Source organism: Guptibacillus hwajinpoensis, assembly GCF_020524165.1.
Classification (GTDB): Bacteria; Bacillota; Bacilli; order Bacillales; family Guptibacillaceae; genus Guptibacillus; species Guptibacillus hwajinpoensis_D.
In genome coordinates this window covers 223,649-249,481 of record NZ_JAIVKU010000001.1, presented here as the reverse complement: position 1 = coordinate 249,481, position 25,833 = coordinate 223,649, and the positions used below count along the sequence as shown (strand labels likewise).

Annotated in this window: 22 protein-coding genes; 3 read left to right on the top strand and 19 right to left on the bottom strand. The window is 44.1% G+C overall.

What is annotated here, in order from left to right; all coding sequences use genetic code 11:
• Positions 1-61 precede the first annotated feature (61 nt).
• The 3 genes from fsa to LC090_RS01265 all read right to left on the bottom strand — a co-directional run bounded on the left by fsa (position 62) and on the right by LC090_RS01265 (position 2,423).
• Positions 62-715, bottom strand: a complete 654-nt coding sequence (gene fsa / locus LC090_RS01275) for a fructose-6-phosphate aldolase (RefSeq protein WP_226654515.1) — start codon at positions 713-715, stop codon at positions 62-64.
• 184 nt (positions 716-899) lie between these two features.
• Positions 900-1,763, bottom strand: a complete 864-nt coding sequence (fba, locus tag LC090_RS01270) for a class II fructose-1,6-bisphosphate aldolase (protein ID WP_226654513.1) — start codon at positions 1,761-1,763, stop codon at positions 900-902.
• A 291-nt stretch (positions 1,764-2,054) separates the two neighbouring features.
• Positions 2,055-2,423, bottom strand: a complete 369-nt coding sequence (locus tag LC090_RS01265; protein ID WP_226654511.1) for a response regulator — start codon at positions 2,421-2,423, stop codon at positions 2,055-2,057.
• Between the two features lie 239 nt (positions 2,424-2,662).
• On the opposite strand from LC090_RS01265, the gene LC090_RS01260 reads away from it, so the two are divergent.
• A complete protein-coding gene (locus LC090_RS01260; protein ID WP_226654509.1) occupies positions 2,663-3,193 on the top strand; it encodes a DUF2529 family protein in 531 nt (176 codons plus the stop codon).
• Positions 3,194-3,243: 50 nt separating this feature from the next.
• Here the strand turns inward: LC090_RS01260 and LC090_RS01255 are convergent, their stop codons facing one another.
• The 10 genes from LC090_RS01255 to LC090_RS01210 all read right to left on the bottom strand — a co-directional run bounded on the left by LC090_RS01255 (position 3,244) and on the right by LC090_RS01210 (position 17,754).
• Positions 3,244-4,854, bottom strand: a complete 1,611-nt coding sequence (locus LC090_RS01255; RefSeq protein WP_226654506.1) for a CTP synthase — start codon at positions 4,852-4,854, stop codon at positions 3,244-3,246.
• Between the two features lie 318 nt (positions 4,855-5,172).
• On the bottom strand, positions 5,173-5,664 hold the full coding sequence (rpoE, locus tag LC090_RS01250) for a DNA-directed RNA polymerase subunit delta (RefSeq protein ID WP_226654504.1): 492 nt from the start codon (positions 5,662-5,664) through the stop codon (positions 5,173-5,175).
• Positions 5,665-5,928: 264 nt separating this feature from the next.
• Entirely contained in the window at positions 5,929-9,192 is a 3,264-nt protein-coding gene (icmF, locus tag LC090_RS01245) for a fused isobutyryl-CoA mutase/GTPase IcmF (protein ID WP_226654502.1), read from the bottom strand.
• A gap of 13 nt (positions 9,193-9,205) precedes the next feature.
• Positions 9,206-9,820 (bottom strand): TetR/AcrR family transcriptional regulator, encoded by a 615-nt coding sequence (locus LC090_RS01240; RefSeq protein WP_226654689.1) that lies wholly within the window; start codon positions 9,818-9,820, stop codon positions 9,206-9,208.
• A 17-nt stretch (positions 9,821-9,837) separates the two neighbouring features.
• Positions 9,838-10,800 carry a methylmalonyl Co-A mutase-associated GTPase MeaB gene (gene meaB / locus LC090_RS01235; RefSeq protein WP_226654500.1) on the bottom strand — a complete coding sequence of 321 codons (963 nt, stop codon included), beginning with the start codon at positions 10,798-10,800 and terminating at the stop codon, positions 9,838-9,840.
• Positions 10,801-10,807: 7 nt separating this feature from the next.
• Positions 10,808-11,950, bottom strand: a complete 1,143-nt coding sequence (locus tag LC090_RS01230; protein WP_098445419.1) for an acyl-CoA dehydrogenase — start codon at positions 11,948-11,950, stop codon at positions 10,808-10,810.
• A 337-nt stretch (positions 11,951-12,287) separates the two neighbouring features.
• A complete protein-coding gene (locus tag LC090_RS01225; protein WP_226654498.1) occupies positions 12,288-13,430 on the bottom strand; it encodes an acyl-CoA dehydrogenase in 1,143 nt (380 codons plus the stop codon).
• Between the two features lie 20 nt (positions 13,431-13,450).
• Positions 13,451-14,305: a 3-hydroxybutyryl-CoA dehydrogenase gene (locus LC090_RS01220; protein WP_226654495.1), complete on the bottom strand. Its 855-nt coding sequence runs from the start codon at positions 14,303-14,305 to the stop codon at positions 13,451-13,453.
• Between the two features lie 15 nt (positions 14,306-14,320).
• Positions 14,321-15,535, bottom strand: coding sequence for an acetyl-CoA C-acetyltransferase (locus tag LC090_RS01215; RefSeq protein WP_226654687.1), 1,215 nt, complete (start codon positions 15,533-15,535; stop codon positions 14,321-14,323).
• Between the two features lie 110 nt (positions 15,536-15,645).
• Positions 15,646-17,754, bottom strand: coding sequence for a heterodisulfide reductase-related iron-sulfur binding cluster (locus LC090_RS01210; protein WP_226654493.1), 2,109 nt, complete (start codon positions 17,752-17,754; stop codon positions 15,646-15,648).
• 241 nt (positions 17,755-17,995) lie between these two features.
• On the opposite strand from LC090_RS01210, the gene cls reads away from it, so the two are divergent.
• Both cls and uvsE read left to right on the top strand, forming a co-directional pair.
• A complete protein-coding gene (gene cls, locus LC090_RS01205) occupies positions 17,996-19,174 on the top strand; it encodes a cardiolipin synthase (RefSeq protein ID WP_226654491.1) in 1,179 nt (392 codons plus the stop codon).
• 79 nt (positions 19,175-19,253) lie between these two features.
• Positions 19,254-20,210 carry a UV DNA damage repair endonuclease UvsE gene (gene uvsE / locus LC090_RS01200; protein ID WP_226654488.1) on the top strand — a complete coding sequence of 319 codons (957 nt, stop codon included), beginning with the start codon at positions 19,254-19,256 and terminating at the stop codon, positions 20,208-20,210.
• A 118-nt stretch (positions 20,211-20,328) separates the two neighbouring features.
• On the opposite strand, the gene LC090_RS01195 is transcribed toward uvsE, so the two are convergent.
• The 6 genes from LC090_RS01195 to bacA all read right to left on the bottom strand — a co-directional run bounded on the left by LC090_RS01195 (position 20,329) and on the right by bacA (position 25,688).
• Complete coding sequence (locus LC090_RS01195) at positions 20,329-20,499, bottom strand: XapX domain-containing protein (protein WP_226654486.1); 171 nt, start codon at positions 20,497-20,499, stop codon at positions 20,329-20,331.
• Positions 20,500-20,614: 115 nt separating this feature from the next.
• Positions 20,615-22,276 (bottom strand): arginine--tRNA ligase, encoded by a 1,662-nt coding sequence (argS, locus tag LC090_RS01190; protein ID WP_226654484.1) that lies wholly within the window; start codon positions 22,274-22,276, stop codon positions 20,615-20,617.
• Positions 22,273-22,701: a DUF1934 domain-containing protein gene (locus LC090_RS01185; RefSeq protein ID WP_226654482.1), complete on the bottom strand. Its 429-nt coding sequence runs from the start codon at positions 22,699-22,701 to the stop codon at positions 22,273-22,275. The genes argS and LC090_RS01185 overlap by 4 nt, the downstream gene beginning before the upstream one ends.
• 227 nt (positions 22,702-22,928) lie before the next feature.
• Positions 22,929-23,807 carry an agmatinase gene (gene speB, locus LC090_RS01180; RefSeq protein WP_226654685.1) on the bottom strand — a complete coding sequence of 293 codons (879 nt, stop codon included), beginning with the start codon at positions 23,805-23,807 and terminating at the stop codon, positions 22,929-22,931.
• 2 nt (positions 23,808-23,809) lie between these two features.
• Positions 23,810-24,637 (bottom strand): polyamine aminopropyltransferase, encoded by an 828-nt coding sequence (gene speE / locus LC090_RS01175; protein ID WP_226654480.1) that lies wholly within the window; start codon positions 24,635-24,637, stop codon positions 23,810-23,812.
• A 271-nt stretch (positions 24,638-24,908) separates the two neighbouring features.
• Entirely contained in the window at positions 24,909-25,688 is a 780-nt protein-coding gene (bacA, locus tag LC090_RS01170) for an undecaprenyl-diphosphate phosphatase (protein ID WP_226654478.1), read from the bottom strand.
• Between the last annotated feature and the right edge of the window lie 145 nt (positions 25,689-25,833).

Here is a 25,833-nt window from a genome sequence, read left to right as displayed (position 1 = left end):
TCATGATACTTCATAAGAATAGTATGGGCAAAAACAGGAAGTTCATGCCAATTTAATAAGACTATTTGTTTGCTTTCTTCGCTTCTTCCCAATCAGAAAGAAATTGATCGATCCCTTTATCTGTTAGTGGATGCTCTAGCATTTGTAGAACGACCTTAAGTGGCATTGTGCCAATATCAGCACCACGAAGCGCCGCTTCTGTTACGTGCATTGGATGGCGAATGGATGCTGCAATAATTTCAGTCTCAATGCCATGGACCGCAAACAGCTCAGAGATTTCTGATATAAGATCAAGCCCATTCTGACCAATATCATCAAGACGGCCAAGGAATGGTGAAACATAAGATGCGCCAGCACGAGCTGCAAGCAATGCTTGATTCGCAGAGAACACAAGCGTTACGTTTGTTTTAATACCAGCTTCAGAGAATGCTTTTACAGCTTTCATGCCTTCACGGTTCATCGGAACTTTCACAGTAATGTTCGGAGCGATTTCAGCAAGCTGTTTTCCTTCTTCAATCATTTCCTCAGCTGTTGTTGAAACAACCTCGGCACTAACTGATCCGGATACTAGGCTAGTAATTTCACGAAGACGATCATGAAAATCGACGTTTTCTTTCATTACGAGGGATGGATTTGTCGTTACACCAGAAACGATGCCCATTTCGTGTGCTTCTTTGATGTCATTTAAGTTAGCGGAATCTATGAAAATTTTCATTACGTTCGTCCTCCTTTGATTTTAGAAAGCGGTTACGAGAAAAATTTTAACATATTTTGTTTTACGTTAGCTGATTTGATTGTAAATAACTGAAAAATAGTTGCAGTGGTTGGGGGATAATAAAAATGGAAATCAGAAACCGCTCAGATTGAGCGGTTTCTGATTATCCGATCTTTTAGGAAGATTATGCTTTGTTTGAAGAACCAAATTCACGCATTTTGCCGATTACTGTTTCTTTAATTGCATCGCGTGCAGGTCCCATGTATTTACGAGGATCGTAAAGTTCTGGCTTTTCTTCAAGTACAGAACGAACTGCTTTAGCAGAAGAAAGTTGGCTCTCAGTGTTTACGTTGATTTTAGCATGTCCAAATTTGATCGCTTTTTTAACGTCAGCAGTTGGAATACCAGTACCACCGTGAAGTACGAGAGGAACACCAGTCATTTTGCTGATTGTTTCCATGCGGTCGAATCCTAGGTTAGGCTCACCTTTGTAAGGGCCGTGTACAGAACCAAGTGCAGGAGCGAAGCAATCTACACCAGTTTCGTTGATAAGGCGCTCACACTCTTCAGGAATCGCGTATGCAGCTTCAGCATCGTCAACGATTAGATCGTCTTCTTGTCCGCCAATGCGGCCAAGCTCAGCTTCAACAGAAACACCAACTGCGTGTGCAGCTTCTACTACTTTTGTAGTAAGAGCGATGTTTTCGTCTAGTGGGTAGTGAGAACCATCGATCATAACAGAAGTGAATCCAGCGTTGATCGCTTGCATACACTTCTCGAAGCTAGAACCGTGGTCAAGGTGAATCGCAACTGGTACTGTAACCTTGTACTCTTCCATAAGTGCTTCAACAAGCTTAACAATTGTTTTGAATCCGCCCATGTAACGAGCAGCACCTTCAGAAACACCAAGGATAACTGGTGATTGTTCTTCTTGTGCAGCTTGTAGGATTGCTTGAGTAAACTCAAGGTTGTTAAGGTTAAATTGGCCAACTGCGTAGCCTTCTGCTTTACCTTTTTCGAGCATTTCTTTCATAGAAACTAAAGGCATGATAAATCCTCCTCAATCTAATTTAAAATTGCCAGGTCTGACCTGGAACATCTTAATAACGAATACCTGTTATTGAAGCATGCAGATGCATCCAGAAAAAACTGTCTTCTTCAAGATGGCACAAACACGATGTTTTTATGTATGCCACTGCCTAAGAATTTTCCACTGATCTGAATTTATTTCCTCTACAAATTCTCCAAAAACACGGTTCTATTATAGCATATCACTTCTATAAAAGAAGGGGAAAAAGCTTGATTTAATAGGATTTGTTTATGTAAGCGTTACCTTTGTTCATGAAAGCGATGCTAATTCTTTTTTGACAGCTGCTCGGATCTCATCGATGTCAAAAGGCTTCGCAAAATGCGTCACTGCTCCAAGGTCCATTGCTTCATGAATCATGTCCAATTCGCCGTAAGCCGTCATAATAATGACGAGCGCTCTTGCTTCCATTTTTTTGATTCGCTTTAAGATCTCAAGTCCATCCATTCCAGGAATTTTCATGTCGAGAATAACTAAGTCGGGATCCTCACTTTTTACGATGGAGAGTGCTTGAACGCCATTTGCTGCTTGGAACGTTTGATACCCTTCTTTTTGAAAAATTTCATTAAGAAGGATGCGAATGCCGTATTGATCGTCTACGATTAAGATTTTTTCATTCATGTGTGAGCACCTACTTTTCCGTTAGTCTTATGTTTAAATTCGCTTAAAGATCGCGAATCCCTTCCTGATTATACATTGAGAGCTCTAATTCGCAAGTGTTAGCCAGTTTCGTTATAATAGGAACGCAATTGTGGCGCATAAGTGGTGGCGATATCGAGAATGAAATTTATTTATCGATATCTAACTTCAGACAACATTTTACCCTAAATGATTCATAATTAAAGAAAGGCCGTGATCAAATGCTTAAAATTTTTACAACTCAGCTGATGGGAAAGTTTAAGGGAATTCAAGATCAGCATGAAATGGTAATTGAAGATAGTTCACGCCTGTTTGCTCAAGTCATTACAGGCGGAGGGACCGTTTATTTTTATGGAGAGAATGAACTTCAGGGGGCGGCACTTGAAGCTGTCTATGGCTCTGAGAAGCTACCTTCAAGCGCCATCCTTCATGATCCTGCCGATTTAACAGAAAACGATTGTGTTCTGTTATTTTCAAGGCTAAGTGAAGACCAGGCAGCAGCCGAACATGCCAAAGCGTTTAAAGCAACTGGAGCGAAGGTAGTCGGTATTTCCGCTACGCGAAAAGAAGCAGACCCTCTCCTTGAACAAACGACTGATTTTCATATTAACACTGGGTTAACGACGGGGCTCGTTCCAAACGATGATGGAGAGCGCATTGGCTATCCTTCTCTCCTCACTTCGTTATACGTGTACCACGCCCTCTATTTAACGACTCGCGAAATATTAGAAGAGCATGGATACGAATTTTAAAGCCAAATAAAAAAGACATCCTTCTGGTTAGAAAGGATGTCTTTTTTTATTTAGCTATTTGCCATTGAAGCACCGATAAATTCTTTGAAGAGCGGCTGTGGGCGAGTTGGACGTGATGTGAATTCAGGGTGGAATTGTGATGCCACAAACCATGGGTGATCCTTCACTTCAACGACTTCCACGAGACGACCATCAGGGCTCGTACCAGAGAAAATAAATCCTGCTTCTTCCATTTCCGCACGATACTGATTGCTGAACTCATAACGGTGACGATGACGCTCATAGACGACTTCGTCGTTATAAGCAGCGTATGCTTTTGTGCCTTCTGTCAGTTTACAAGGATAAAGACCAAGACGAAGCGTACCACCAAGATCTTCTACATCCTTTTGTTCAGGAAGCAAGTCAATGACAGGGTATTTCGTTGTTGGCTTAATTTCAGCTGAATGCGCGCCTTCAAGGTTGAGGACGTTACGAGCGAATTCAACAGAAGCAAGTTGCATACCAAGGCAAATTCCTAGGAAAGGTACTTTGTTTTCACGCGCATACTGAATAGCTGTGATTTTCCCTTCGATTCCACGATCGCCGAATCCACCAGGAACAAGGATGCCATCGACATCTGAAAGAAGCTCTTTCACGTTTTCCTGTGTCACGGTTTCAGAGTTAACCCATTTAATGTCGATGTCTGCATCAAATGCATAACCAGCGTGCTTGAGAGATTCTACTACAGAAATGTAAGCATCTTGAAGAGCTACATATTTACCAACAAGGGCAATTCTCGTTTTTCTTGAAAGGTTTTGAACCTTATCAACAAGTTCGTTCCACTCGTCCATGTCCGCTTCCTGACAGTTTAGCTTCAGGTGCTGGCAAGTGATTTCGTCAAGCTTCTGTGCTTGAAGAGCAAGAGGTACTTTATAAAGCGTATCTGCATCTTGTGCTTCAATAACGGCGTGTTCATCAATGTCACAGAATAAAGCAATCTTGTCTTTCATTTCTTGTGGAACAGGCTGTTCTGCACGTACAACGATGACGTTAGGCTGAATGCCAAGGCTACGAAGTTCTTTCACACTATGTTGCGTTGGCTTTGTTTTCATTTCGCCTGCTGCTTTTAGATAAGGAAGAAGCGTACAGTGAATATACATCACGTTTTCCTTACCGATATCGCTCTTGATTTGGCGAATGGCTTCAAGGAATGGAAGACTTTCGATATCCCCAACCGTTCCACCGATTTCAGTAATAACGACATCAGCATTTGTTTCATTTCCAGCGCGGAAAATGCGCTCTTTGATTTCATTTGTGATGTGCGGAATCACTTGAACCGTTCCACCAAGATAGTCACCGCGACGCTCTTTACGAAGAACGGTTGAGTAGACTTTACCTGTTGTTACGTTTGAGTTTTTTGAAAGGTTGATATCGATAAAACGCTCATAGTGACCAAGGTCAAGATCCGTTTCAGCGCCATCATCTGTTACAAATACCTCTCCGTGCTGATAAGGGCTCATTGTCCCCGGGTCAACGTTAATGTATGGATCGAACTTCTGAATTGTTACGCTCACGCCACGGTTTTTCAAAAGACGTCCTAGTGAAGCTGCTGTGATTCCTTTACCAAGTGACGAAACTACGCCGCCTGTTACGAAGATGTACTTCTTATGTTTTGCTGTCATCTTTCTGCCCCCTCATGGTTTGTATTCTGCCCTTTTAGAAAGGGAGAGGATTCATCTGAAACGAGAGATTTTATTTTTTACATAAAATCCATGCAGATGGTTACAATTTTCTTAACTTAAACGGAAGGTCCACTCGCACTGGATAAATGCCAACTTCTCAATATGAGTATAAAAACAAAAAAAACAAAAGTGGCACCTGTCCCATAAATGGGGGGCACTTTTGTTTTTATATCGTATCTATAAATTAGTTTAGTATTTTGGTGAAGCCCAAAAATGATTCTACCGATTTCGCTACTGAAAGTCAAGAAGCGACAGAAATTATTTCTGTTCCTCTTCGTCGTCTTCCAAATCGTCATCATCGTCATCGTCAAGGTCTTCATCATCCAAATCTTCTGTATCATCATCGAAGTCATCGTCATCAAAATCGTCAAGATCATCGACCTCAAGATCTTCAAGATCGTCTTCATCATCTTCGTCGAAGCCAAGATCATCGTCATCAGACTTCTTGCGTTTCTTCGGCTTGATTGTTGTGGCAAGCTCTTCTTGTGACTGTTCAACTGGATACCAGCCTTTTAGACCCCACTGGTTGTCCCCAAGCGTTACAAAACGACCATCTGTGTTCAGGTTTGTATAAACTTCTGCAAGCATATCTTGAAGCTCTTGAGAAGATAGACCTTTCATCTTTCCGATCTGATCCATCAGCGTATAGAAAGAAACGGGTTTCTTTTCGTCCTGCAGGATGAAATACATAATATCAATCATGGATGTTTCTTGAATGTCTTCAGCAGACAACTGCTTTAAGCTACTCACGATATCGGCACTCCCTTTCAATTATCTCCTATGAATAATAGCTGTTAATGTAAAAACTAGCTTTTCGCTAAGCGATCCTAATGCAAAACATACCATTCATTATAAACAAATTTACACAATCTATGCTACGATTTTTAAACAAATCTATTGAAATAATAAGGATTGATCCTTCCTTAGCCCAATCGCTTTCGAACGAAAAGGAGGAAGGGAAGTCCTTCCTCCTACAATAATATGAACGCTTGCATTTGACAAGTTCTTTACTGTTTACATATTTCTACGGTATTTCCCGCCTACCTCATAAAGGGCTCTCGTAATTTGACCTAGACTTGCAACCTTCACTGTTTCCATTAACTCTTCGAAAATATTGCCTTTACTTAAAGCAGCACGCTTCAAGCGATTAAGCGCTTCTTCTGTCTTTTCTGAATGCGTTTTTTGGAAGAGATTTAAGTTTGCAATTTGTTGTTCCTTCTCTTCCTTGCTCGCTCGCGCTAGCTCCATGTTCCACTCTTCTTCTGCAGGTGGATTTGGGTTTTTATACGTATTCACCCCAACGATCGGAAGTTCACCGCTATGCTTTAACATTTCATAGTGCATGGACTCTTCTTGAATTTTACCACGCTGGTACTGCGTTTCCATCGCCCCTAACACGCCACCACGCGCGTTAATTTTCTCAAATTCACTAAGGACCGCTTCCTCTACAAGATCGGTTAACTCTTCAATAATGAAGGAACCTTGTAGTGGATTTTCGTTTTTCGTAAGCCCATGCTCTTTCGTAATAATCATTTGAATCGCCATCGCTCGGCGAACAGATTCCTCTGTTGGCGTTGTCACTGCTTCATCGTACGCATTCGTGTGAAGCGAGTTGCAGTTATCATGAATCGCCATCAAACCCTGTAACGTGGTACGAATATCGTTAAAGTCCATTTCCTGTGCATGTAAGGATCGACCTGACGTTTGTACGTGATACTTTAACTTCTGACTACGCGCATTAGCACCATACTTCTCTCGCATCACCGTAGCCCAAATTCTGCGCGCCACTCTTCCAATCACCGTATATTCCGGATCCAGCCCGTTACTAAAGAAGAACGATAGATTCGGCGCAAATTTATCGATATCCATACCGCGGCTTAAATAGTATTCAACATACGTAAAGCCATTGGCAAGCGTAAATGCCAGCTGCGATATCGGATTGGCACCTGCTTCTGCAATATGGTAACCCGAAATAGAGACAGAATAGTAGTTACGCACGTTTTCACGAATGAAGTATTCCTGAATATCTCCCATCATTCGTAGCGCAAATTCCGTTGAGAAGATACACGTGTTTTGACCCTGATCTTCTTTTAAAATGTCGGCCTGAACCGTACCACGAACGGTGCTCAGTGTGCTTGCCTTGATTTCCCCAAGCTCCTGTTCATTTGCTTTTCGGCCTTCTTTTTCTTCGAATCGCTGTATTTGCTGCTCAATCGCCGTGTTCATAAACATAGCTAGAATAATTGGCGCCGGGCCGTTAATTGTCATTGAAACCGAAGTCGACGGCGCACATAAATCAAAGCCTGCATAAAGCTTTTTCATATCATCAAGCGTACAAATGCTTACGCCACTCTCGCCTACTTTTCCATAGATGTCAGGTCGATAGTCAGGATCTTCTCCGTAAAGTGTAACCGAATCAAACGCCGTACTTAAGCGCTTCGCATCTTCGTTCTCAGAAAGATAGTGGAAACGGCGGTTTGTGCGCTCCGGCGTGCCTTCGCCTGCGAATTGACGCTTCGGATCTTCGCCCTTCCGCTTAAAAGGAAAAACACCGGCTGTATACGGGAAGGACCCTGGGACGTTCTCTTTTAATACCCAGCGAACAATTTCTCCCCAGTCTTCATATTTCGGAAGAGAGACTTTCGGAATATCCAAGCCAGACAGACTCTTAGTCGTAAGCTCCGTAACGATTTCCTTATCTCGAATCACCGTAACAAATTCTTTTCCGCTATACTTCTCCTTCACTTCAGGCCAGTTTTCAATGATTTTACGCGTTTCCCCATGCATATCGTCCATATTTTGTTTTTTCATTTTCGTTAGCATGGCAATTGTCTCATCATTGTCCGCCGTACCCTCAAGCATTTCAATCGTCCCTTGTAGCTGAAATGCTTTTCGCGCAAGCTGAACCTGTTTGTCAACATATTCATGATAGCGTCGCACAGATCCGGAGATATCCTGTAAATATTGTTGGCGCTGTGGCGGTATAATCAAATTCAGCTTTTCAACAATCTCACTCGTTTCAATATTGGTTGCCCAATCATTTCGACATTTGCGATGAATCGTATCAATAAGTGCTTTAAAGAGCGTATTTGTTCCCGGGTCATTGAACTGACTGGCGATCGTACCATAGACAGGCATTTGATCAAGGCTCTGTTCAAAAAGCATATGACTACGCTGATATTGCTTCTTCACATCGCGCAAAGCGTCTTCAGACCCTTTTCGCTCATATTTATTAATAACAATCAGGTCTGCAAAATCAATCATATCAATTTTCTCAAGCTGTGAAGGCGCGCCGAATTCACTTGTCATGACGTACATGGAAACATCGGAAATTTCAACGATCTCGGCATCCCCCTGGCCGATTCCACTAGTTTCAATGATGATCAAGTCATATCCAGCGGCCTTTACGACAGTTAATGCTTCACGAATGGAAAGAGAGAGCTCCGTTTTTGACTTACGCGTTGCCAGGCTTCTCATAAAAACACGATCATTGTGAATCGCATTCATGCGTATGCGGTCACCTAAAAGAGCGCCGCCTGTCTTTTGTTTTGTCGGATCAATCGAAAGGATGGCGACCGTTTTATCATCAAATTCATTAATAAAGCGTCTCACAAGCTCATCTGTTAAAGAGCTCTTCCCCGCTCCCCCCGTCCCCGTAATCCCAAGAACAGGTGCGTCGGTCGCCATATTTTTCAGCTTATCGAATACTTGCTCAGCAGCGGCTGCCGTCTCTTCGGTACGCTCTCCTCCATAGCTTTCAGCAAGCGTAATCAAACTAGAAACAGCCTGAGGATCACGCTCATGGAGACGATCGATCTGATTATCGATTTGCTTAAAAGTTGGAAAATCACATTCCTTAATCATTAAATCAATCATGCCTTGAAGTCCAAGGTCGCTCCCATCATCCGGGGAGAAAATACGGGAGATGCCATAAGCATGAAGCTCTTTAATCTCTTTCGGTATGATAACGCCGCCTCCACCGCCATATATCTTGACGTGCGAAGCGCCTTTTTCTTTCAAGAGGTCATACATGTATTTAAAATACTCCACGTGTCCGCCCTGGTAAGAAGAAATCGCAATTCCCTGCGCATCTTCCTGAATCGCAGCATTCACAACCTCTTCAACAGAGCGATTATGACCCAGATGGATCACTTCTGCACCGCTTGCCTGTAAAATACGACGCATAATGTTAATAGACGCATCATGACCGTCAAATAAACTTGAAGCGGTTACAAAACGAACGTGGTTAACCGGTTTATACGTTTCAACTACACTCACTGCAGTTCCTCCTCTATACGTTTTTAGCTTCGATTGGATTTAACGCCTGCATCAAAAACCCTTCTTGCATTTTGGTATATTCTTCAATTGAATAATGTGAATGCAGTGCCCAGCGTCTAAAAGTCCACATTTGTCCCTGCACAAGGATGTTATGCGCAGCACCGTAGATTTCGCCTTGTGTAAGGCTCATCTTCCCTTCCTTAACGCACTCTTCAATCAGTCGCTCAAAAATTTCTGCCATGCCTAGTTCTTTTTTTAAAACGTATGGTAGCGTTTCTCGCGGGAGTGACTTGGCTTCCTGGTACATGACAAGCACTTCATCCTGCATATCATCCATCACATGATAAAACGCATGAAGGGCCTGCCTCAGCCGTTCGATCCCTGTTATATCAGGCTTAAGCTGCTCCTCAAGCCGCTCACGAACTTCGTCATAGATGCTATCGCAAACAAGATACAGCACGTCTTCCTTTTTTCGAATGTATTCATAAAGCGTGCCTATACTAAATCCGGCGACCCGGGCGATCTCTCTCGTGGTCGTCCGATGAAATCCTTTTTCCTTAAAAAGAGAGACCGCTGCTTTAATCATTTGTTCGCGTCGTTTCTGGATTAACTTCTCATCTTTCACCATCGAAGGAACGTTTTTCTTCACCTTCCCATCCCCTTCCTCTCAAGGCCGCCCACATAATCCTGAAGCAGCTTCACTGCAGCGGAGTAAGGGTCAATGGATCCACTTGTCACTTCCTCAACCCAACCTTTCTCCTCGGCCTCCTCACGCTCCACAAGCTTCTTCATCATTTCAGCATGCACGACTTCAATAACTTCCCGTTCAAGTGACGTCTTCCGTCTCGCATCGCGCTCACCAGACGCCTTACTGTATTCAATATGCTCCTGCATTCGTTTCCACACATTCTCAAGCCCTAGATTCTGAACAGAAATTGCCTTCACGATTGGTGGACGCCACGGCGCATCGTGCTTTACGAGATCGAGCATGCTTTCAAGCTCAGCAAGTAGCTTCGGGACACCTGGTAAATCTGCTTTATTAACGATGAAGAGATCCGCAATTTCCATAATGCCAGCTTTAAAGACTTGCACAACATCCCCACTACCAGGGTTAAGAACGACCGCTATCGTATCGGCAATCTTCATAATATCAAGCTCCGATTGGCCAACCCCAACCGTTTCGATTAAGATGACATCGAATCCAAAGGCATCCATTAACCGAACCGTTTCTTTCGTCGTTCGAGAAAGCCCTCCAAGGCTCCCTCGTGTTCCCATGCTTCGAATAAAGACACCAGGGTCAGTAAAATGCTCCGCCATCCTGACGCGATCTCCTAGAAGAGCACCCCCGCTAAACGGACTCGTTGGGTCAACTGCAACGACGCCAACAGTGAGATTCAACGTTCTAAGGTACGTAATCAGCCTGTTGACGAGCGAGCTTTTCCCAGCCCCGGGTGACCCAGTCATACCGATATAGTGGGCTCGCCCTGTCATTGGATGGATATCTTTTAGCAATTCCAGTTTGTCTTCAGCATCATTTTCAACAAGACTAATGGCTTTTGCGAGCGCTCGCTCATCCTGATTTGAAAGTCGTTCTGCGAGTGGATGCATGGGCTACTTAGTCAGCCATCAGCATTCTTGAAATAACAAGACGCTGAATTTCATTTGTTCCTTCATAGATTTGCGTAATCTTCGCATCACGCATATAGCGCTCAACCGGATAATCTTTTGTATAGCCATAGCCACCGAAGACTTGCACCGCTTCGGTCGTTACTTCCATTGAAATATCGCCAGCGTAAAGTTTCGACATCGCCGATTCCTTGCCGTACGGAAGACCCTGACTTTCTTTCCAAGCGGCCTGATAAGTTAGCAGTCTCGCAGCTTCAATTTTTGTTGCCATATCGGCAAGCTTAAAACCAATGCCTTGATTTTCGCCGATCGGCTTCCCAAACTGCTTGCGCTCTTTCGCATAAGCGGTTGCTGCATCAAGCGCACCCTGCGCAATACCAACTGCCTGCGCGGCGATTCCGTTACGTCCTCCATCAAGCGTCTTCATCGCAATTTTAAAGCCCTGTCCTTCGTCACCAAGACGGTTTTCAACCGGGACACGGCAATCTTCAAAAATAATTTCAAGCGTTGGAGAGGAACGAATGCCAAGCTTTTTCTCTTTTTTACCCATCGAGAAACCGGGGGTTCCTTTTTCAACGATAAATGCCGTGATTCCTTTGTGGCGCTTTTCCTTATCCGTTTGAGCAAAGACGATGTAAATCTCCGCTTCGCCGCCGTTTGTAATGAAAATTTTTGAACCGTTTAAAATGTAGTGGTCGCCATCAAGCTTCGCTGTCGTTTTCATTCCACCCGCGTCAGAACCTGATCCTGGTTCCGTGAGCCCATACGCTCCCATTAACTTGCCTTCTGCCATCGGACGTAAGAACTTCTGCTTCTGCTCTTCTGTACCAAAAGCATTTAGCGGCCAACCGGCTAGAGATGTATGAGCAGAAAGCGTTACGCCTGTAGACGCACATACACGCGAAAGTTCTTCCACCGCAATCACGTAGCTTAAGTAATCAGAGCCAATGCCGCCATACTCTTCTGACCATGGAATTCCCGTTAAGCCAAGCTCCGCCATTTGATCAAAAAGCTTGCGATCAAAGCGCTCTTCTTCATCACGCTCAGCTGCTGTTGGTTCAACCTCTTTCCTCGCAAAGTCACGCACCATTTTCCGTAGCATTTCATGTTCTTCTGATAGTTGAAAGTTCATCCTGTTTCTCTCCCTTTTTGGTGGTTTGGACAATAGATTTCGAATTTGGCTAATAAAAAAATGAAGTTTGGCCAATATACCGGGGATCCCGGCTTTTCTGATCCAGCTGCTGTGACCAGACCCTCGGTCACTTCTCCTTCCAACTCGAACACAAAGAACGTGTTCGGTTTGGAAGCCTCCAGTGCCTGACGGGCCTAAACGGTCACTTCCGCTTTTCTGATCCAGCTGCTGTGACCAGACCCTCTGTCACTTCATCTTCCAACTCGAACACAAAGAACGTGTTCGGTTTAGAAGCCTCCACTGCCTGACGGGTCTAAACGGTCACTTCCGCTTTTCTTTATTTCATCAGGTTTCGGCTAATGACGATTTTCTGGATTTCGCTCGTACCTTCGTAGATTTCACATACTTTTGCATCGCGGAAGAGGCGTTCTACCGGGTAATCTTTCGTATAGCCGTACCCACCGTATACTTGAACCGCTTCAATCGATGCTTTCACGGCAGCTTTAGAAGCAAAGAGCTTCGCCATCGATACTTCCTGCATACAAGGGATGCCGTGATTCTTTAAGTCTGCAGCACGGTAGGTTAATAGCTTTGCTGCCTCTACTTCCGTTGCCATATCTGCAAGCTTGAATCCAAGCCCCTGATTCTGCCCGATCGGCTTGCCAAACTGGTGGCGCTCTTTCGCGTAAGCCGTCGCATAGTTCAGCGCCGCTTCTGCAATACCTAGTGACTGGGCAGCAATCCCAATGCGGCCGCTCTCAAGGTTCGCCATCGCAATTTTAAATCCTTGTCCTTCTTCGCCAAGACGATTCTCAACTGGTACACGGCAGTCTTCGAATATGATTTCAACGGTATTGGAGCCATTCAACCCCATTTTCTTTTCTTTTTTTCCGACGCTAAAGCCTGGCATATCCCGCTCGATAATAAAGGCCGTCACACCTTTGCTACCTTTTTCATCCGAATTCGTTCTAGCGAAGGCGACGTACGTATCTGCCTCGCCTCCATTTGTAATAAAAATTTTCGAGCCGTTTAAAATGTAATGATCACCGTCTAAAACAGCACGTGTTTTCATACTGCTCGCATCCGAGCCTGAACTCGGCTCCGTTAAGGCGAAGGCACCGAGGTATTCCCCCGTTGCTAGCTTTGGAATGTAGCGCTTTTTCTGCTCTTCCGTTCCAAACGCCAAAATCGGTAGCGTGCCAACGGATGTATGAACCGAAAGTATGACGCCAACGGTCGCGCTCACTTTTGATAGCTCATGGATCGCGATAATATAAGACGTATAGTCCATCTCAGCCCCGCCATAAGCTTCTGGAATCGGAATCCCCATCAAGCCGAGCTCGCCCATTCGTTTGATCACTTCGCGAGGAAAACGATCTGTTTCTTCCATTTCCTCAACGATCGGGGCAATTTCTTTTTCCGCAAAGTCACGCACCATTTTCTGCATCATCTTCTGCTCTTCCGTAAATACAAGCTCCATGCTCGTTCCTCCTCGTGGTGTTAATCCTGGTATTGGTAGAAGCCTCTTCCTGTCTTACGTCCGAGCCAGCCAGCTTTTACATACTTTCGTAGTAGCGGACATGGGCGGTATTTGTCATCGCCAAATCCGTCTTGAAGCGTTTCCATAATATATAGACACGTATCAAGCCCTATAAAATCAGCGAGCGTTAATGGTCCCATCGGATGGTTCATGCCGAGCTTCATCACGCTATCGATATCTTCAGGTGATGCCACGCCTTCATACACGGTGTAGATTGCTTCGTTAATCATTGGCATCAAAATTCGGTTGGAAACAAATCCAGGGAAGTCGTTTACTTCCACCGCTGTTTTTCCAAGATCTACTGCAAGCTTTTCAACTGACTGATAGCTTTCATCGGTCGTTGCTAAGCCCCGAATGATTTCAACAAGTTTCATGACAGGAACCGGATTCATAAAATGCATGCCGATCACTTTTCCAGGACGTTTTGTCGCTGCTGCAATTTCGGTAATCGGAAGAGAGGATGTATTTGTCGCAAGTATTGTATGATCCTGAGCGATTTCGTCCAATCGTGCGAATAAATTACATTTCACTTCCATATTTTCCACTGCTGCTTCGATGACAAGATCTACGTGCTTAGCATCCTGAAGATCTGTCGTTGCCTTCAAACGCTCCATCGTTTCGTTCAAGTCTTCCTGCGTGATTCGCTCTTTGGAAACTTGTTTTGACAGATTTTTTTCAATTCGTGCAAGTCCTTTATCTATAAATTCCTGTTTCAAATCATTTAAATACACGGTATAGCCAGAATTGGCGCATACCTGCGCGATTCCTGCCCCCATTTGCCCTGCACCAATTACCATAATCGTTTTGATTTCCATCGTTATACTCCCTTCCTATACCTGAACCATAATAGCGTCGCCTTGACCGCCGCCACTGCAGATTGCTGCTACGCCAATGCCGCCACCGCATCGCTTTAATTCATGAATAAGCGTTATTAAAATGCGTGCACCGCTTGCGCCAATTGGATGCCCAAGTGCCACTGCACCGCCGTGTACATTTACTTTTTCTTCATCAAGAGAAGCAATTTTCCCGCTCGTTAGTGCGACAGCTGCGAACGCTTCATTGATTTCAAAAAGATCAATTTCTTCAAGTGATTTCCCCGTTTTCTTTAAAAGTTCATTGATGACAAGACCCGGCGTTTTCGGAAAGTCCTTTGCTTCAACTGCAATAGCGGTATGCGCAAGAATGGTTGCCATCACTTCTTTTCCTTCTTTCGAAGCGCGTTCTTCCGACATCAGGACAAGCGCTCCGGCTCCGTCGTTAACACCAGGTGCATTCCCAGCAGTAATCGTACCGTCAGCCCCGAACACAGGCTTCAGCTTCGCGAGCTGCTCCTCCGTAGTGCCTTTTCTTGGCGCTTCATCATGTTCAACGACAAGAGGGTCTCCTTTTCGCTGTGGAACCTCAACTGGAATGATTTCCTCAGCAAAAATGCCTGCTTCCATCGCTTTTACTGCTCGCTCCTGACTTCTTGTTGCCCAGCGATCCTGCTCTTCTCTCGAAATCTCAAATTCTTCAGCTGTCGTATTTCCATAAACGCCCATATGACACCCGTCAAAGGAGCAGGTCAATCCATCATGTACCATAAGGTCCACAACCTGTTTATCGCCCATACGCATGCCCCAGCGCGCGTCCTTCATGATATATGGCGCGTTGCTCATTGACTCCATACCACCGGCCACGATCACATCTTCATCGCCAGAACGAATAATCTGATCAGCGAGCGTTACGCTACGAAGACCTGATGCACATACTTTGTTAATCGTCTCTGTTTTCACTTCCCATGGAATGCCAGCGTATCTTGCGGCCTGTCGTGATGGAATTTGACCCTGACCTCCTTGAAGAACTGATCCCATAATGACTTCACCAACATCGGCTGGCTCAACACCCGCTCGAATCAATGCTTCTTTAATCGCTGTTCCACCAAGTTTCGATGCCTCAATTGACTTTAAAGCTCCTCCAAATTTTCCAAATGGTGTTCTAACTCCACTAACGATGACCGTTTTGCCCACAAAAATCGCTCCTCTCTTTTTTGAAAACGCTATCATAATTGTGTAAAATGCGACTGAACGCTCGCTCACCTTACCGACAAAGTAACAAAGGAAAGAGCTCATGCCGGTCGTAAAAACCAGCATAAGCTAACCCTTTGCCAAACAGTCTATTGAACAACGGCTTCTTTTTGCACAATCGAGCGTTCTAAAATCTCGACGATATCAAGTGTTGCTACTTCTTCTTCTACTTCTTTTGCTTTCGTCCCATCGCTCATCATCGTTAAGCAATATGGACATGCACTTCCGATAACGGAAGGTTTCACACTTAGTGCCTGCTCGGTTCTCGTTACGTTAATACGGGATCCAGTGTCTTCTTCTGTCCACATCAATCCTCCACCTGCACCACAGCACATGCCGTTTTCACGGTTTCGGTCCATTTCGATCACTTCAACGCCTGGAATGCTGCGAAGAATTTCACGTGGTGGATCATACACCTCGTTGTAACGTCCGAGGTAACAGGAATCATGATACGTGATTCTCTCGTTTACTTCGTGCTTCGGCTTCAGTTTTCCTTCTTTAATCCAGTCATATAATAATTCGGTATGGTGATAAACCTCTGCTTCAAGCCCAAACTCTGGATACTCATTTTTAAGTGAGTTATAAGCATGAGGGTCAATCGTTACAATTTTAGTGATGTTATGCTTCTGGAACGTTTCGATATTTTTTTGAGCAAGATCCTGGAATAAGAATTCGTTCCCAACACGTCTTGGCGTATCGCCAGAGTTCTTTTCTTTGTTACCGAGAATCGCGAAGGAGATGCCTGCTTCATTCATAATCTTCGCAAAGGAAGCGGCAATCTTCTGGCTACGGTTGTCGTAAGAGCCCATTGAGCCAACCCAGAAGAGGTATTCGAACTCTTCGCCTGCTTTTTCTTTTTCTTTTACTGTTGGAACAACGATATCGTCACGCAAATCGCGCCAGTTTTCACGTTCTTTACGGCTAATGCCCCATGGGTTGCCCTGACGTTCAATGTTTGTGATCGCTCGCTGAACATCGCTATCCATCTTCCCTTCCATTAAGACAAGGTGACGACGCATGTCGATGATTTTATCAACGTGCTCGTTCTCAACCGGACACTGATCTTCACAGTTACGGCACGTTGTACAAGCCCAAATTTCCTCTTCGGTAATGACGTTCCCTATTAAGTCTCCGCTTACTAGACCTTCTGCTGCAGCAGCTGTTTCCTGCTGTGCACGTGATTGGTAAGCAATTTGATTTCCAGCTGTATTTGAAAAAGCGTAAGCTGGAACCCAAGGTGTTCTTGATGTGACGGCAGCGCCCTTCTCTGTTAAGTGATCCCGTAATTTAACGATCAGATCCATCGGAGAAAGTATTTTTCCTGTTGCGGTAGCCGGACACATATTCGTACAGCGTCCACACTCCACGCAAGCATAAAGATCAACTAGCTGCTTCTGGTTAAAATCTTCAATCGTGTTGACACCGTATGTTTCTTGACTTTCATCTTCAAAGTTAATGGATGATAGCTGCCCAACTTTGTGCGTACGACCAAGGAAAACATTCACTGGTCCAGCAATTAAGTGCGCGTGCTTCGATTGTGGGACATACACCATGAACGTTAATAGCACGAGCAGGTGAATCCACCAGAAAAAGAAGAATAGCGCAATCGCTGCTGTTTCATTGATCCATGAAAACAGGAATGCAATCCCTGAAGCCACTGGTGCACTCCATGAATAACCTGCATCATGCCAGATGATTTCCATACCACCTGCAAATAGAACAGAAATCATTAGGAGGCCGATAAACAAGAGGACAAGTCCTGCTTTAAACCCTTTTTTCAAGCGAGCAATGGCCTCAATATAGCGGCGATAGAAAGCCCAAACAACCGCCGTTAAAATCATAAGCGTCACGAGCTCCTGGAAAAACGTAAACGCTGGGTAAAGCGGTCCAAGAGGAAGATGTGACTCCGGTGATAATCCTTTCACAATCATGTCGATCGCACCGAATTGAACGAGAAGGAAACCGTAGAACATCATCACATGGATGGTTCCACTCTTCTTATCTTTTAATAATTTCTTTTGCCCAAATACTTTAACTAGAATCGCTTCTAGTCGTTCTTTCATGGAATGATCAAATTCTGCTTTCTTTCCAAGCTTAATGTATTCGTATCTTGTTTTAACGACATAACCAAACAAAAACAAAGCGTAAGCGGTTACAAGAATGAAAGCAATCCAGTTAGCGATCAATAAAACATCCATGTTGGCAAACCTCTCCTTTCGAGTCATTCCTTCTTAGCCGCTTCTGAGATGTTTGAACGATGGTGCTCCCCGATTGTCCAAACGATTTATGAAAACGCTTTTAAGTCAGAATGAAAGTAATTTTCTGACTTTAGTATAACACAAAAACAAATGAATGAGCATTCAGTCAGAGATTTTTTTTTACTTTTTTTAAGTTTAGGACAAACTATGGCCATACCAACGTTGGAAAGGGGTGAAATGCATGGGGTTCTTTTTGATGATTCTCCTCGTCCTTCTTTTATGGATGGTCATTGACCTTCATTTAGGGAGTAAAAAAAGGAACAATTCTCTGTCTTCGCAATTGCAGATGACCGGTAACGTCACTTTCATTGGGGATGGAGACGACTTTTTCAGAAAGCTTTTATCGGATGTAGACGCTGCGGTTCATCAGATTCAGATGATGTTTTATATTTTTCGAGATGATGAAACTGGTCATTTAGTGATTGATCATCTCTGCCAAAAAGCGAAGTCAGGCGTTCCCGTCTATCTCCTCGTTGATTATGGCGGTAGTCATGGATTAAAAAAAGCGACCATTACTAAAATGGTTTCATGCGGCATTCATTTTTCCTATTCTAGAAAAATATCTTTCCCAAAACTGTTTACCTCTTTAAATGAACGCAATCATCGAAAAATAACGGTAGTCGATGGAAAGATCGGCTATGTGGGTGGCTTTAACGTTGGAAACGAATATGCAGGGAAAGATCCAAAATTCGGTTACTGGCGCGACTACCATCTAAGGCTAACTGGAGAAGCTGTGAGAGGGTTACAAGAACAATTTGTTCTTGACTGGGAGGAAAACCATTCCTCCCCAACCGAATCCATTGAACCCATCCTTTCAAAAGGGACTGAACCGATCACTTTTCATATTACAAATGGAAATGAAGTTGAAGAAGCATTTGTTTCCTACATTAATCAAGCGACCACATCTATCAAAATCGGCACACCCTACTACATCCCCGGTCAAACGGTTCAAACGAGTTTATTACGCGCGCTAAAATGCGGCGTGTCTGTTCAAATCATTTTGCCAATGCGGGCGGATCATCCGCTCGTCAAAGAAGCCTCTTATCACTACCTGGTGGAGTTGATTCAGGCTGGTTGTGAAGTGTATCAGTATATGAACGGATTTTATCATGCAAAAGTGATGATTATTGATGATACGTTTTGTGATATAGGCACTGCAAATTTTGATCAGCGGAGCTTCCATATTAATGGCGAAATCAACTGCCTCTTACACTCTCCTGCTTTTGTAGCCGAAATGAAACAAGTCATTCAAACGGATCTGCTTCAGTCGGAGCGGCTTGATTTAAAACGACTACAAGATCGAACCATTGGAAACCGTTTCGTTTCTCCTATTGCACGCTTGCTTAGTCCTTTTCTGTAAGTGTGCTACGTTCTGTTTTAATTGCAACGAGAAGGGAATGTAACATGTTCAGATCTTTTTGAAAGGAGTCGACCTCCCTATGCAAATTCGGTTCGGTTATGTTTCGAATGCGCTTGCCTTATATGAAGCTTCACCAGCGCGAACGATGACGTTTGCAACGTGGTCAAAGCTATCAAAAGAAGAGCGAGATGCCAAGCTTCACACCATTACAGAAACGAATTTAAAGAGTACGCTTCGAGCACTTCACTACAATATAGCGCATGAAATTGATCTTTATCGCATGTCTTCTTCTATTGTGCCACTTGCGACGCACCCTAAAGCAACGTGGGATTATATCTCGCCTTTTCAAGAGCTATTTCAAGAAATTGGTACCCTTGTTAAGACGCACGGTCTTCGTGTTAGTTTTCATCCGAACCAATTCACGCTTTTTACAAGCCCGAAGCCCCATGTAACTGAAAATGCCATTGGTGATTTGCATTATCATGTCGCCATGCTAGAAGCAATGGGGCTTGACACTCGCTCAATTGTGAACATTCATATCGGCGGAGCATATGGAGATAAGACGGAAACGCTGAAACGGTTTTACAAAAACTTTGATACGATTCCAAAAAACCTTCGTTCTCATGTGACGCTTGAAAATGATGACAAAACCTATACAGCGGAAGAAACGCTAGAAGCCTGCGAGCAAACCGGTGTCCCTTTCATCTTTGATTATCACCACCATATGGCCAATCCAGGCGACGGTCTTCCGGATCGCTTTTTTGAGCGAGTTTATAAGACGTGGGAATCACACAACATTCGACCAAAATTCCATCTCTCTTCACCTAAATCAAATAGTGCCTATCGGAGTCATGCGGATTACGTGGACAGCGAATTTGCGATACCCTTTCTCAACATGTTAAAGGAACACGGAGAAGATGCGGACATAATGATTGAAGCAAAGAAAAAAGACCTCGCAGCACTTCAGCTTGTCGAAGATCTTTCAGCCGTTCGCGGTGTAAAACGACTTAATGGTGGCACCATTGAATGGAAGTAGCAATGTGATGCCTACTTTTAATTGTCGCTCTTTGCGGGAGATCGTATCGATACCTTTCAAAATAGTCGCGCTCTAACGAAGAGCGCGTTTTGTTTGGGCATAAGAAGCGCCACTTTCTTTATAAAGAAATAAGACCCGTCAACCACTCATAAGCCTTAAACCCAAGGTAGATACCAATAATCCCAGCAATTCCAGCAAACGCAGGCGGAGCCGGAATCGGAAGTTTTAAGAAAGCAAAAATAAGCCCTACTAAAAACCCCGTTAATGTCGCAATTAATACCGTCTTCATCCCATCACCTCTTCTTTAAAGTATGACCGAATGAACGATTCATTATAAAACGATGCTCGATTTTGTCATTCAATCTAAAAAAAGCCCCATCGCAAAAGCGATAGGACTTCGTTTCTTACATTTTTTCTGGAGCTGTCACACCGATGATTTCAAGCGTGTTTTGAATCGTTTGGCGAACGGCTTTCATAAGCTTAAAGCGCGCCGCGCTTTTCGCAAGATCTTCTGGATCTAGAACGCGCTCTGCATTATAGAAGCTGTGTAACGCTTGGGCAAGCTCAAAGGCATAGTTCGTGATACGGTGCGTCATACGCTTCTCCGCTGCTTCTGCAATCGCCTCAGGAAGTTCACCGAGCTTCTTCAGAAGATCCATTTCTTTCTCAGATGTAATAAGAGAAAGGTCCGCGTCTTCTGTTAAGCCCATTTCTTCTCCCTGGCGAAGAATGCTACATACGCGAGCGTGCGCATACTGCACGTAATAGACAGGGTTTTCGTTCGAACGAGAAACAGCGAGATCCATATCAAAATCAAGATGTGAATCTGAGCTTCTCATCGAGAAGAAATAGCGCATCGCATCGATGCCCACTTCATCCATCAATTCACGAAGAGTAACAGCTTTCCCTGTTCGCTTACTCATCTTCATTTTTTCGCCGTCTTTAAAGAGGTTCACCATCTGAATGATTTCCACTTCTAGCTGCTCACGCTTATAGCCGAGTGCTTCGATCGCTGCTTTCATTCTTGGAATGTAACCGTGGTGGTCTGCTCCCCAAATGTTGATCAGCTTATCAAAACCGCGTGATAGCTTATCCTGATGGTAAGCGATATCTGGCGTTAAGTACGTATAAGAACCGTCACCTTTAATCAAGACGCGATCTTTGTCATCGCCGTACGTGGTGGAGCGGAACCATGTCGCGCCATCCTGCTCAAATGTTTCACCGCGCTCTTTCAACTTCGCAAGAACGTTATCGATCTTGTTGGATTGATAAAGAGAGGTTTCAGAGAACCAAACATCAAATTCAACGCCAAACTCTTTCAAATCTTTTTTAAGCTTTTCAAGCTCACGTTCAAGACCGTACTCGCGGAAATATGCGTAGCGCTCTTTCTCATCAAGCTGAAGCAGGCGGTCGCCTTCTTTTTCAACAAGATCTTTCCCGAACTGCACGATATCCTGACCCTGATAGCCATCTTCCGGCATGTCTTTTTCTTTTCCAAGTGCCTGCATGTAGCGTGCTTCAAGAGAAACGGTTAGGTTATGAATTTGGTTACCGGCATCGTTAATGTAATACTCACGTGACACGTCATATCCGGCACGATCGAGTACGTTACAAAGCGTATCACCTACTGCCGCTCCTCGTGCGTGACCAAGGTGCAGGCTTCCAGTTGGGTTAGCTGAAACGAACTCTACCTGAATTTTTTCATTCTTGTCCGCTGAACGACCGTAGCTGTTCCCTTTATCAAGAATCGTTGGAATAAGCTCTGTTAAATACGCCGTATCCATGAAAAAGTTAATAAATCCTGGACCTGCAATATCAATCTGCTTGATTCCTGCTTTTGTCATATCAAGATTGGCTTTTAAATCTTCTGCAATCGCACGCGGTGCTTTCTTGGCAATGCGAGCAAGTTGCATGGCCATGTTTGTGGCATAGTCACCGTGAGCCTTGTCCTTTGGTGATTCCAAAATCACTTCTGGCATCTCACTTTCGGATGCAAGGTTCGCCTTTAGGACGGCCTGTTTGATCTCTTCTTTTAACTGCTCTTTCTTTTGTTCTACACTGTTCATTGACTTGCTCCTTTCCAGCTTAGCGACAGCTCATGTCGCTGCGTTTCATCTTCTTCAAGGTAAAGCAAATAGCGAAGTGTTAAACGGCCTTTATGTTTCTCCATATCCACTAGCTGCTCAATACGTTCTGTTCGGATTTGCATCGGCATTGCTCCGAACGGCGTTTTATAAAGAGACTCAGACACCTGTCCTGGCGCAAATTGCTGTCGCATGGAAAGGGCCCCTCTTCGAATCACAGTCACTTGTTCTTGATCTATTTTCACCGTTGTTGAAACCTTCCCAATCTCGAGGCTTTCCTCATAACGCAAATAGAGCGCGTTGCCTTTTTCAACAAGATTTCCCTGAACGGAATAATTTGTAGATTCTTTCTCTTTCCCAGACTGAATCCGGGAATCAATCGTTATTTCAATCGGATGATCACTCATCACTTCACGTCCTCACTAAATCATTAACTTACTTATTATAAGAAAAGCGGAGGTGCCTTGTCCACCCCCGACCAGCTTAAGGTTCCGCTCAATGTGACGTTCTTTGTCACAATGAGCGGGGGCTTAAGACCTCGAGGGGGTAGGCTTTGGAATAACGCCTACTAAAAGTTCTTCCATTCTTTCCAATAAGAAAAGACTGTATTCAATTGGAATACAGTCTCTCTGCCTTATTTCTTGTGTGTCCAGCCTAGCAGCATTTCACGAATGAATTTACTAGCCGCAATTGGCGTTTGTTCAGATGGGTCATACGCTGGCGCCACTTCAACGAGATCAGCGCCAACAACGTTGATTTCAGAACCTGCAATTGCTGAGATCGCCTCAAGTAACTCCTTTGAAGTGATGCCGCCAGCTTCAGCCGTGCCTGTCCCAGGGGCATGCGCTGGATCAAGAACATCAATGTCAATCGTCACGTACACATTGCGCCCGTTTAGCGTTGGCAGAACTTTTTTCAAAGGTTCAGCTACATCGAATTTATGCATATGCATGCCTGATTCCTTCGCAAATTGGAACTCTTCTCGCATGCCGGAGCGAATCCCAAAGGAGTATACGTTCTCCGCACCAATCAATCCACAAATTTTACGAACGGGTGTGGAATGAGAAAGCGGTTCACCCTCATACTCTTCACGTAAATCAGCATGCGCATCGATGTGAATCAATGCGAGGTCGTCATACTTTTTATGGAATGCCTTAAGGATCGGCCACGTCACAAGGTGCTCGCCCCCCATACCAAGTGGAAACTTCCCAGCTTCAAGCAACGAATCGATGTATTCTTCAATCATATCGATGCTTCGCTGCGGATTACCAAATGGAAGCGGAATATCTCCAGCGTCAAAATAACGAATTTCTTCTAGATGACGATCCGCATAAGGGCTGTATTCTTCTAAACCGAGCGATGCCTCACGAATACGACCAGGACCAAAGCGAGAACCTGGACGGAAGCTCACGGTCCAGTCCATTGGCATGCCATAAATCACAACATTACTGTCATCAAAAGACGGGTTGCTTAGAATAAAAACATTACCTGAATAAGCTTCATCAAACTTCATGCTCATTTGACGAGATCCTGTACGAACTTAGGAAGTGCGAAGCAAGCGTTGTGAAGTTCTTTTGTATAATACTTTGTGTCAATTTCATGGAAGCGACTTTCTGGTACTTCAAGCGGGTCATTCTTTTTCGAACCAATGGTAAATGTCCATAGACCGCTTGGATACGTAGGAATGTTCGCTGTATAGACGCGCGTAATCGGGAAGATTTCTCTAACATCTTTAGATACTTGTGTAATCAAGTCCGCTTTAAACCACGGGTTGTCCGTTTGCGCAACGAAAATACCGTCTTCTTTAAGCGCCTTTGAAATCCCTTCGTAGAAGCCGCGTTCAAATAGCTTTGCAGCTGGGCCAACAGGTTCAGTTGAATCAACCATAATCACATCATATTCCCCTTCGCTTTTTGCGATATGCATGAAGCCATCATCAACAAGCACCTCAACGCGCTCATGATCAAGTGCTCCTGCGATTGAAGGTAAGTACTTTTTCGAATACTCGATTACTTTGCCGTCAATTTCAACGAGCGTTGCTTTTTCAACAGATGGGTGCTTCAACACTTCACGAATAACACCGCCATCTCCTCCGCCAACGACTAATACGTGTTTCGGATTTGGATGTGTGAAAAGTGGCACGTGTGCAACCATTTCATGATAGACGAACTCGTCTTTTTCGGTTGTCATCACCATTCCGTCAAGAACGAGCATGTTACCGAATTCTTCTGTTTCAATCATATCAAGACGTTGGAAGTCCGTTTGCTCCGTGTGCAACGTCTGCTTAATTTTCGCCGTAATGCCGAAGCGTTCTGTTTGTTTTTCTGTATACCATAATTCCATTTCAACCACTCCTCTATATCGAATTGCTACACTAAGTCCGTTCCCGAACCACAAAGGTCCAAACACCATTAGTATGTAGCAAAAAAATGTATCTAAGCATCAGGAAAACTTGCAACCAATCGGAAGCCATTGTTCCCCCTTATACTTTTAGTCCCTTTGTCTATTCTTAAAGTACAAGAAAAGTATAGTCGACTCTGTGTAAAAAGCAAGAGAAATTTGTACTTTCATTTCTTGTTTCTTAACGTTCTTTTCATGCCGGCTTCTCTTCCCCCTAGAATAAGACCATCCACACAAAAAGCGCGAGCACGAATCGATAGATTGCAAATGGGATTAGCCGGACGCGTTCAATAAATTTAATAAATGTTACAATAGCGAAAAGCGCTACGAAAAAGGCGGCTAAAAAGCCTGTTGCGAAAACGGGGAGATCAGCCACAGATAAAAACTGATAACTTTTCAATAAATCATAACCGCTTGCCGCTACCATCATCGGAACCGCTAAAATAAATGAAAACTCAGCCGCTGTTTTGTGATTTGTTCCGAGTAAAACACCGCCTGAAATCGTGGCACCTGATCGTGAGAATCCCGGCCAAAGTGCCAGGCATTGAAAGAGGCCGATGGAGAAAGCCTGCTTAAGCGTTAAGTCATCTAATGTTGACGTAACAGGCACTCGTTTTTTTAGATCAGCGAAAATCATCAGCACCCCGCCTACAACAAGGCCAATCACAACGGTATAAGGCGAGAATAAATAACTTTTAATAAACCCGTGCAAAAGAAAGCCTGCTACCACCGCCGGAATCATCCCTAAAATGAGATGACTCATCGTTAATCCACTCGCTCTATTCGGCGATACTAACGCCACAAATCTTTTTCGATACATCACCACAACCGCAAGAATGGATCCAAGTTGAATCACAATCTCAAACGTTTTGGCTCTTTCACCAGTAAAACCGAGCCAGTACCCGGTTAAAATCAAATGCCCTGTTGAGGAAACTGGTAAAAATTCCGTTAATCCTTCTACAATTCCAAGAATGATTGCAATGATGATCTCCATACGTTTCTCTCCCCGCTCTCCATAAAAATGATTATAATTTATCCTATTCAAAAACTGGACAACTATTTTTCGAACTGATTGCTTCCGTCGTTCTGTTATAGAAAATAGAACGATTTCACCGAGAAACGTGTTTAAGAGTTTCTAG

Coding starts and splice junctions, on each gene's coding strand:
- fsa (WP_226654515.1), bottom strand. CDS start 715: ATGAAAATTTTCATAGATTCCGCTAACTTAAATGACATCAAAGAAGCA.
- fba (WP_226654513.1), bottom strand. CDS start 1,763: ATGCCTTTAGTTTCTATGAAAGAAATGCTCGAAAAAGGTAAAGCAGAA.
- LC090_RS01265 (WP_226654511.1), bottom strand. CDS start 2,423: ATGAATGAAAAAATCTTAATCGTAGACGATCAATACGGCATTCGCATC.
- LC090_RS01260 (WP_226654509.1), top strand. CDS start 2,663: ATGCTTAAAATTTTTACAACTCAGCTGATGGGAAAGTTTAAGGGAATT.
- LC090_RS01255 (WP_226654506.1), bottom strand. CDS start 4,854: ATGACAGCAAAACATAAGAAGTACATCTTCGTAACAGGCGGCGTAGTT.
- LC090_RS01240 (WP_226654689.1), bottom strand. CDS start 9,820: ATGGTGAAAGATGAGAAGTTAATCCAGAAACGACGCGAACAAATGATT.
- meaB (WP_226654500.1), bottom strand. CDS start 10,800: ATGCATCCACTCGCAGAACGACTTTCAAATCAGGATGAGCGAGCGCTC.
- LC090_RS01230 (WP_098445419.1), bottom strand. CDS start 11,950: ATGAACTTTCAACTATCAGAAGAACATGAAATGCTACGGAAAATGGTG.
- LC090_RS01225 (WP_226654498.1), bottom strand. CDS start 13,430: ATGGAGCTTGTATTTACGGAAGAGCAGAAGATGATGCAGAAAATGGTG.
- LC090_RS01220 (WP_226654495.1), bottom strand. CDS start 14,305: ATGGAAATCAAAACGATTATGGTAATTGGTGCAGGGCAAATGGGGGCA.
- LC090_RS01215 (WP_226654687.1), bottom strand. CDS start 15,535: ATGATAGCGTTTTCAAAAAAGAGAGGAGCGATTTTTGTGGGCAAAACG.
- LC090_RS01210 (WP_226654493.1), bottom strand. CDS start 17,754: ATGGATGTTTTATTGATCGCTAACTGGATTGCTTTCATTCTTGTAACC.
- cls (WP_226654491.1), top strand. CDS start 17,996: ATGGGGTTCTTTTTGATGATTCTCCTCGTCCTTCTTTTATGGATGGTC.
- uvsE (WP_226654488.1), top strand. CDS start 19,254: ATGCAAATTCGGTTCGGTTATGTTTCGAATGCGCTTGCCTTATATGAA.
- LC090_RS01195 (WP_226654486.1), bottom strand. CDS start 20,499: ATGAAGACGGTATTAATTGCGACATTAACGGGGTTTTTAGTAGGGCTT.
- argS (WP_226654484.1), bottom strand. CDS start 22,276: ATGAACAGTGTAGAACAAAAGAAAGAGCAGTTAAAAGAAGAGATCAAA.
- LC090_RS01185 (WP_226654482.1), bottom strand. CDS start 22,701: ATGAGTGATCATCCGATTGAAATAACGATTGATTCCCGGATTCAGTCT.
- speB (WP_226654685.1), bottom strand. CDS start 23,807: ATGAAGTTTGATGAAGCTTATTCAGGTAATGTTTTTATTCTAAGCAAC.
- speE (WP_226654480.1), bottom strand. CDS start 24,637: ATGGAATTATGGTATACAGAAAAACAAACAGAACGCTTCGGCATTACG.
- bacA (WP_226654478.1), bottom strand. CDS start 25,688: ATGGAGATCATCATTGCAATCATTCTTGGAATTGTAGAAGGATTAACG.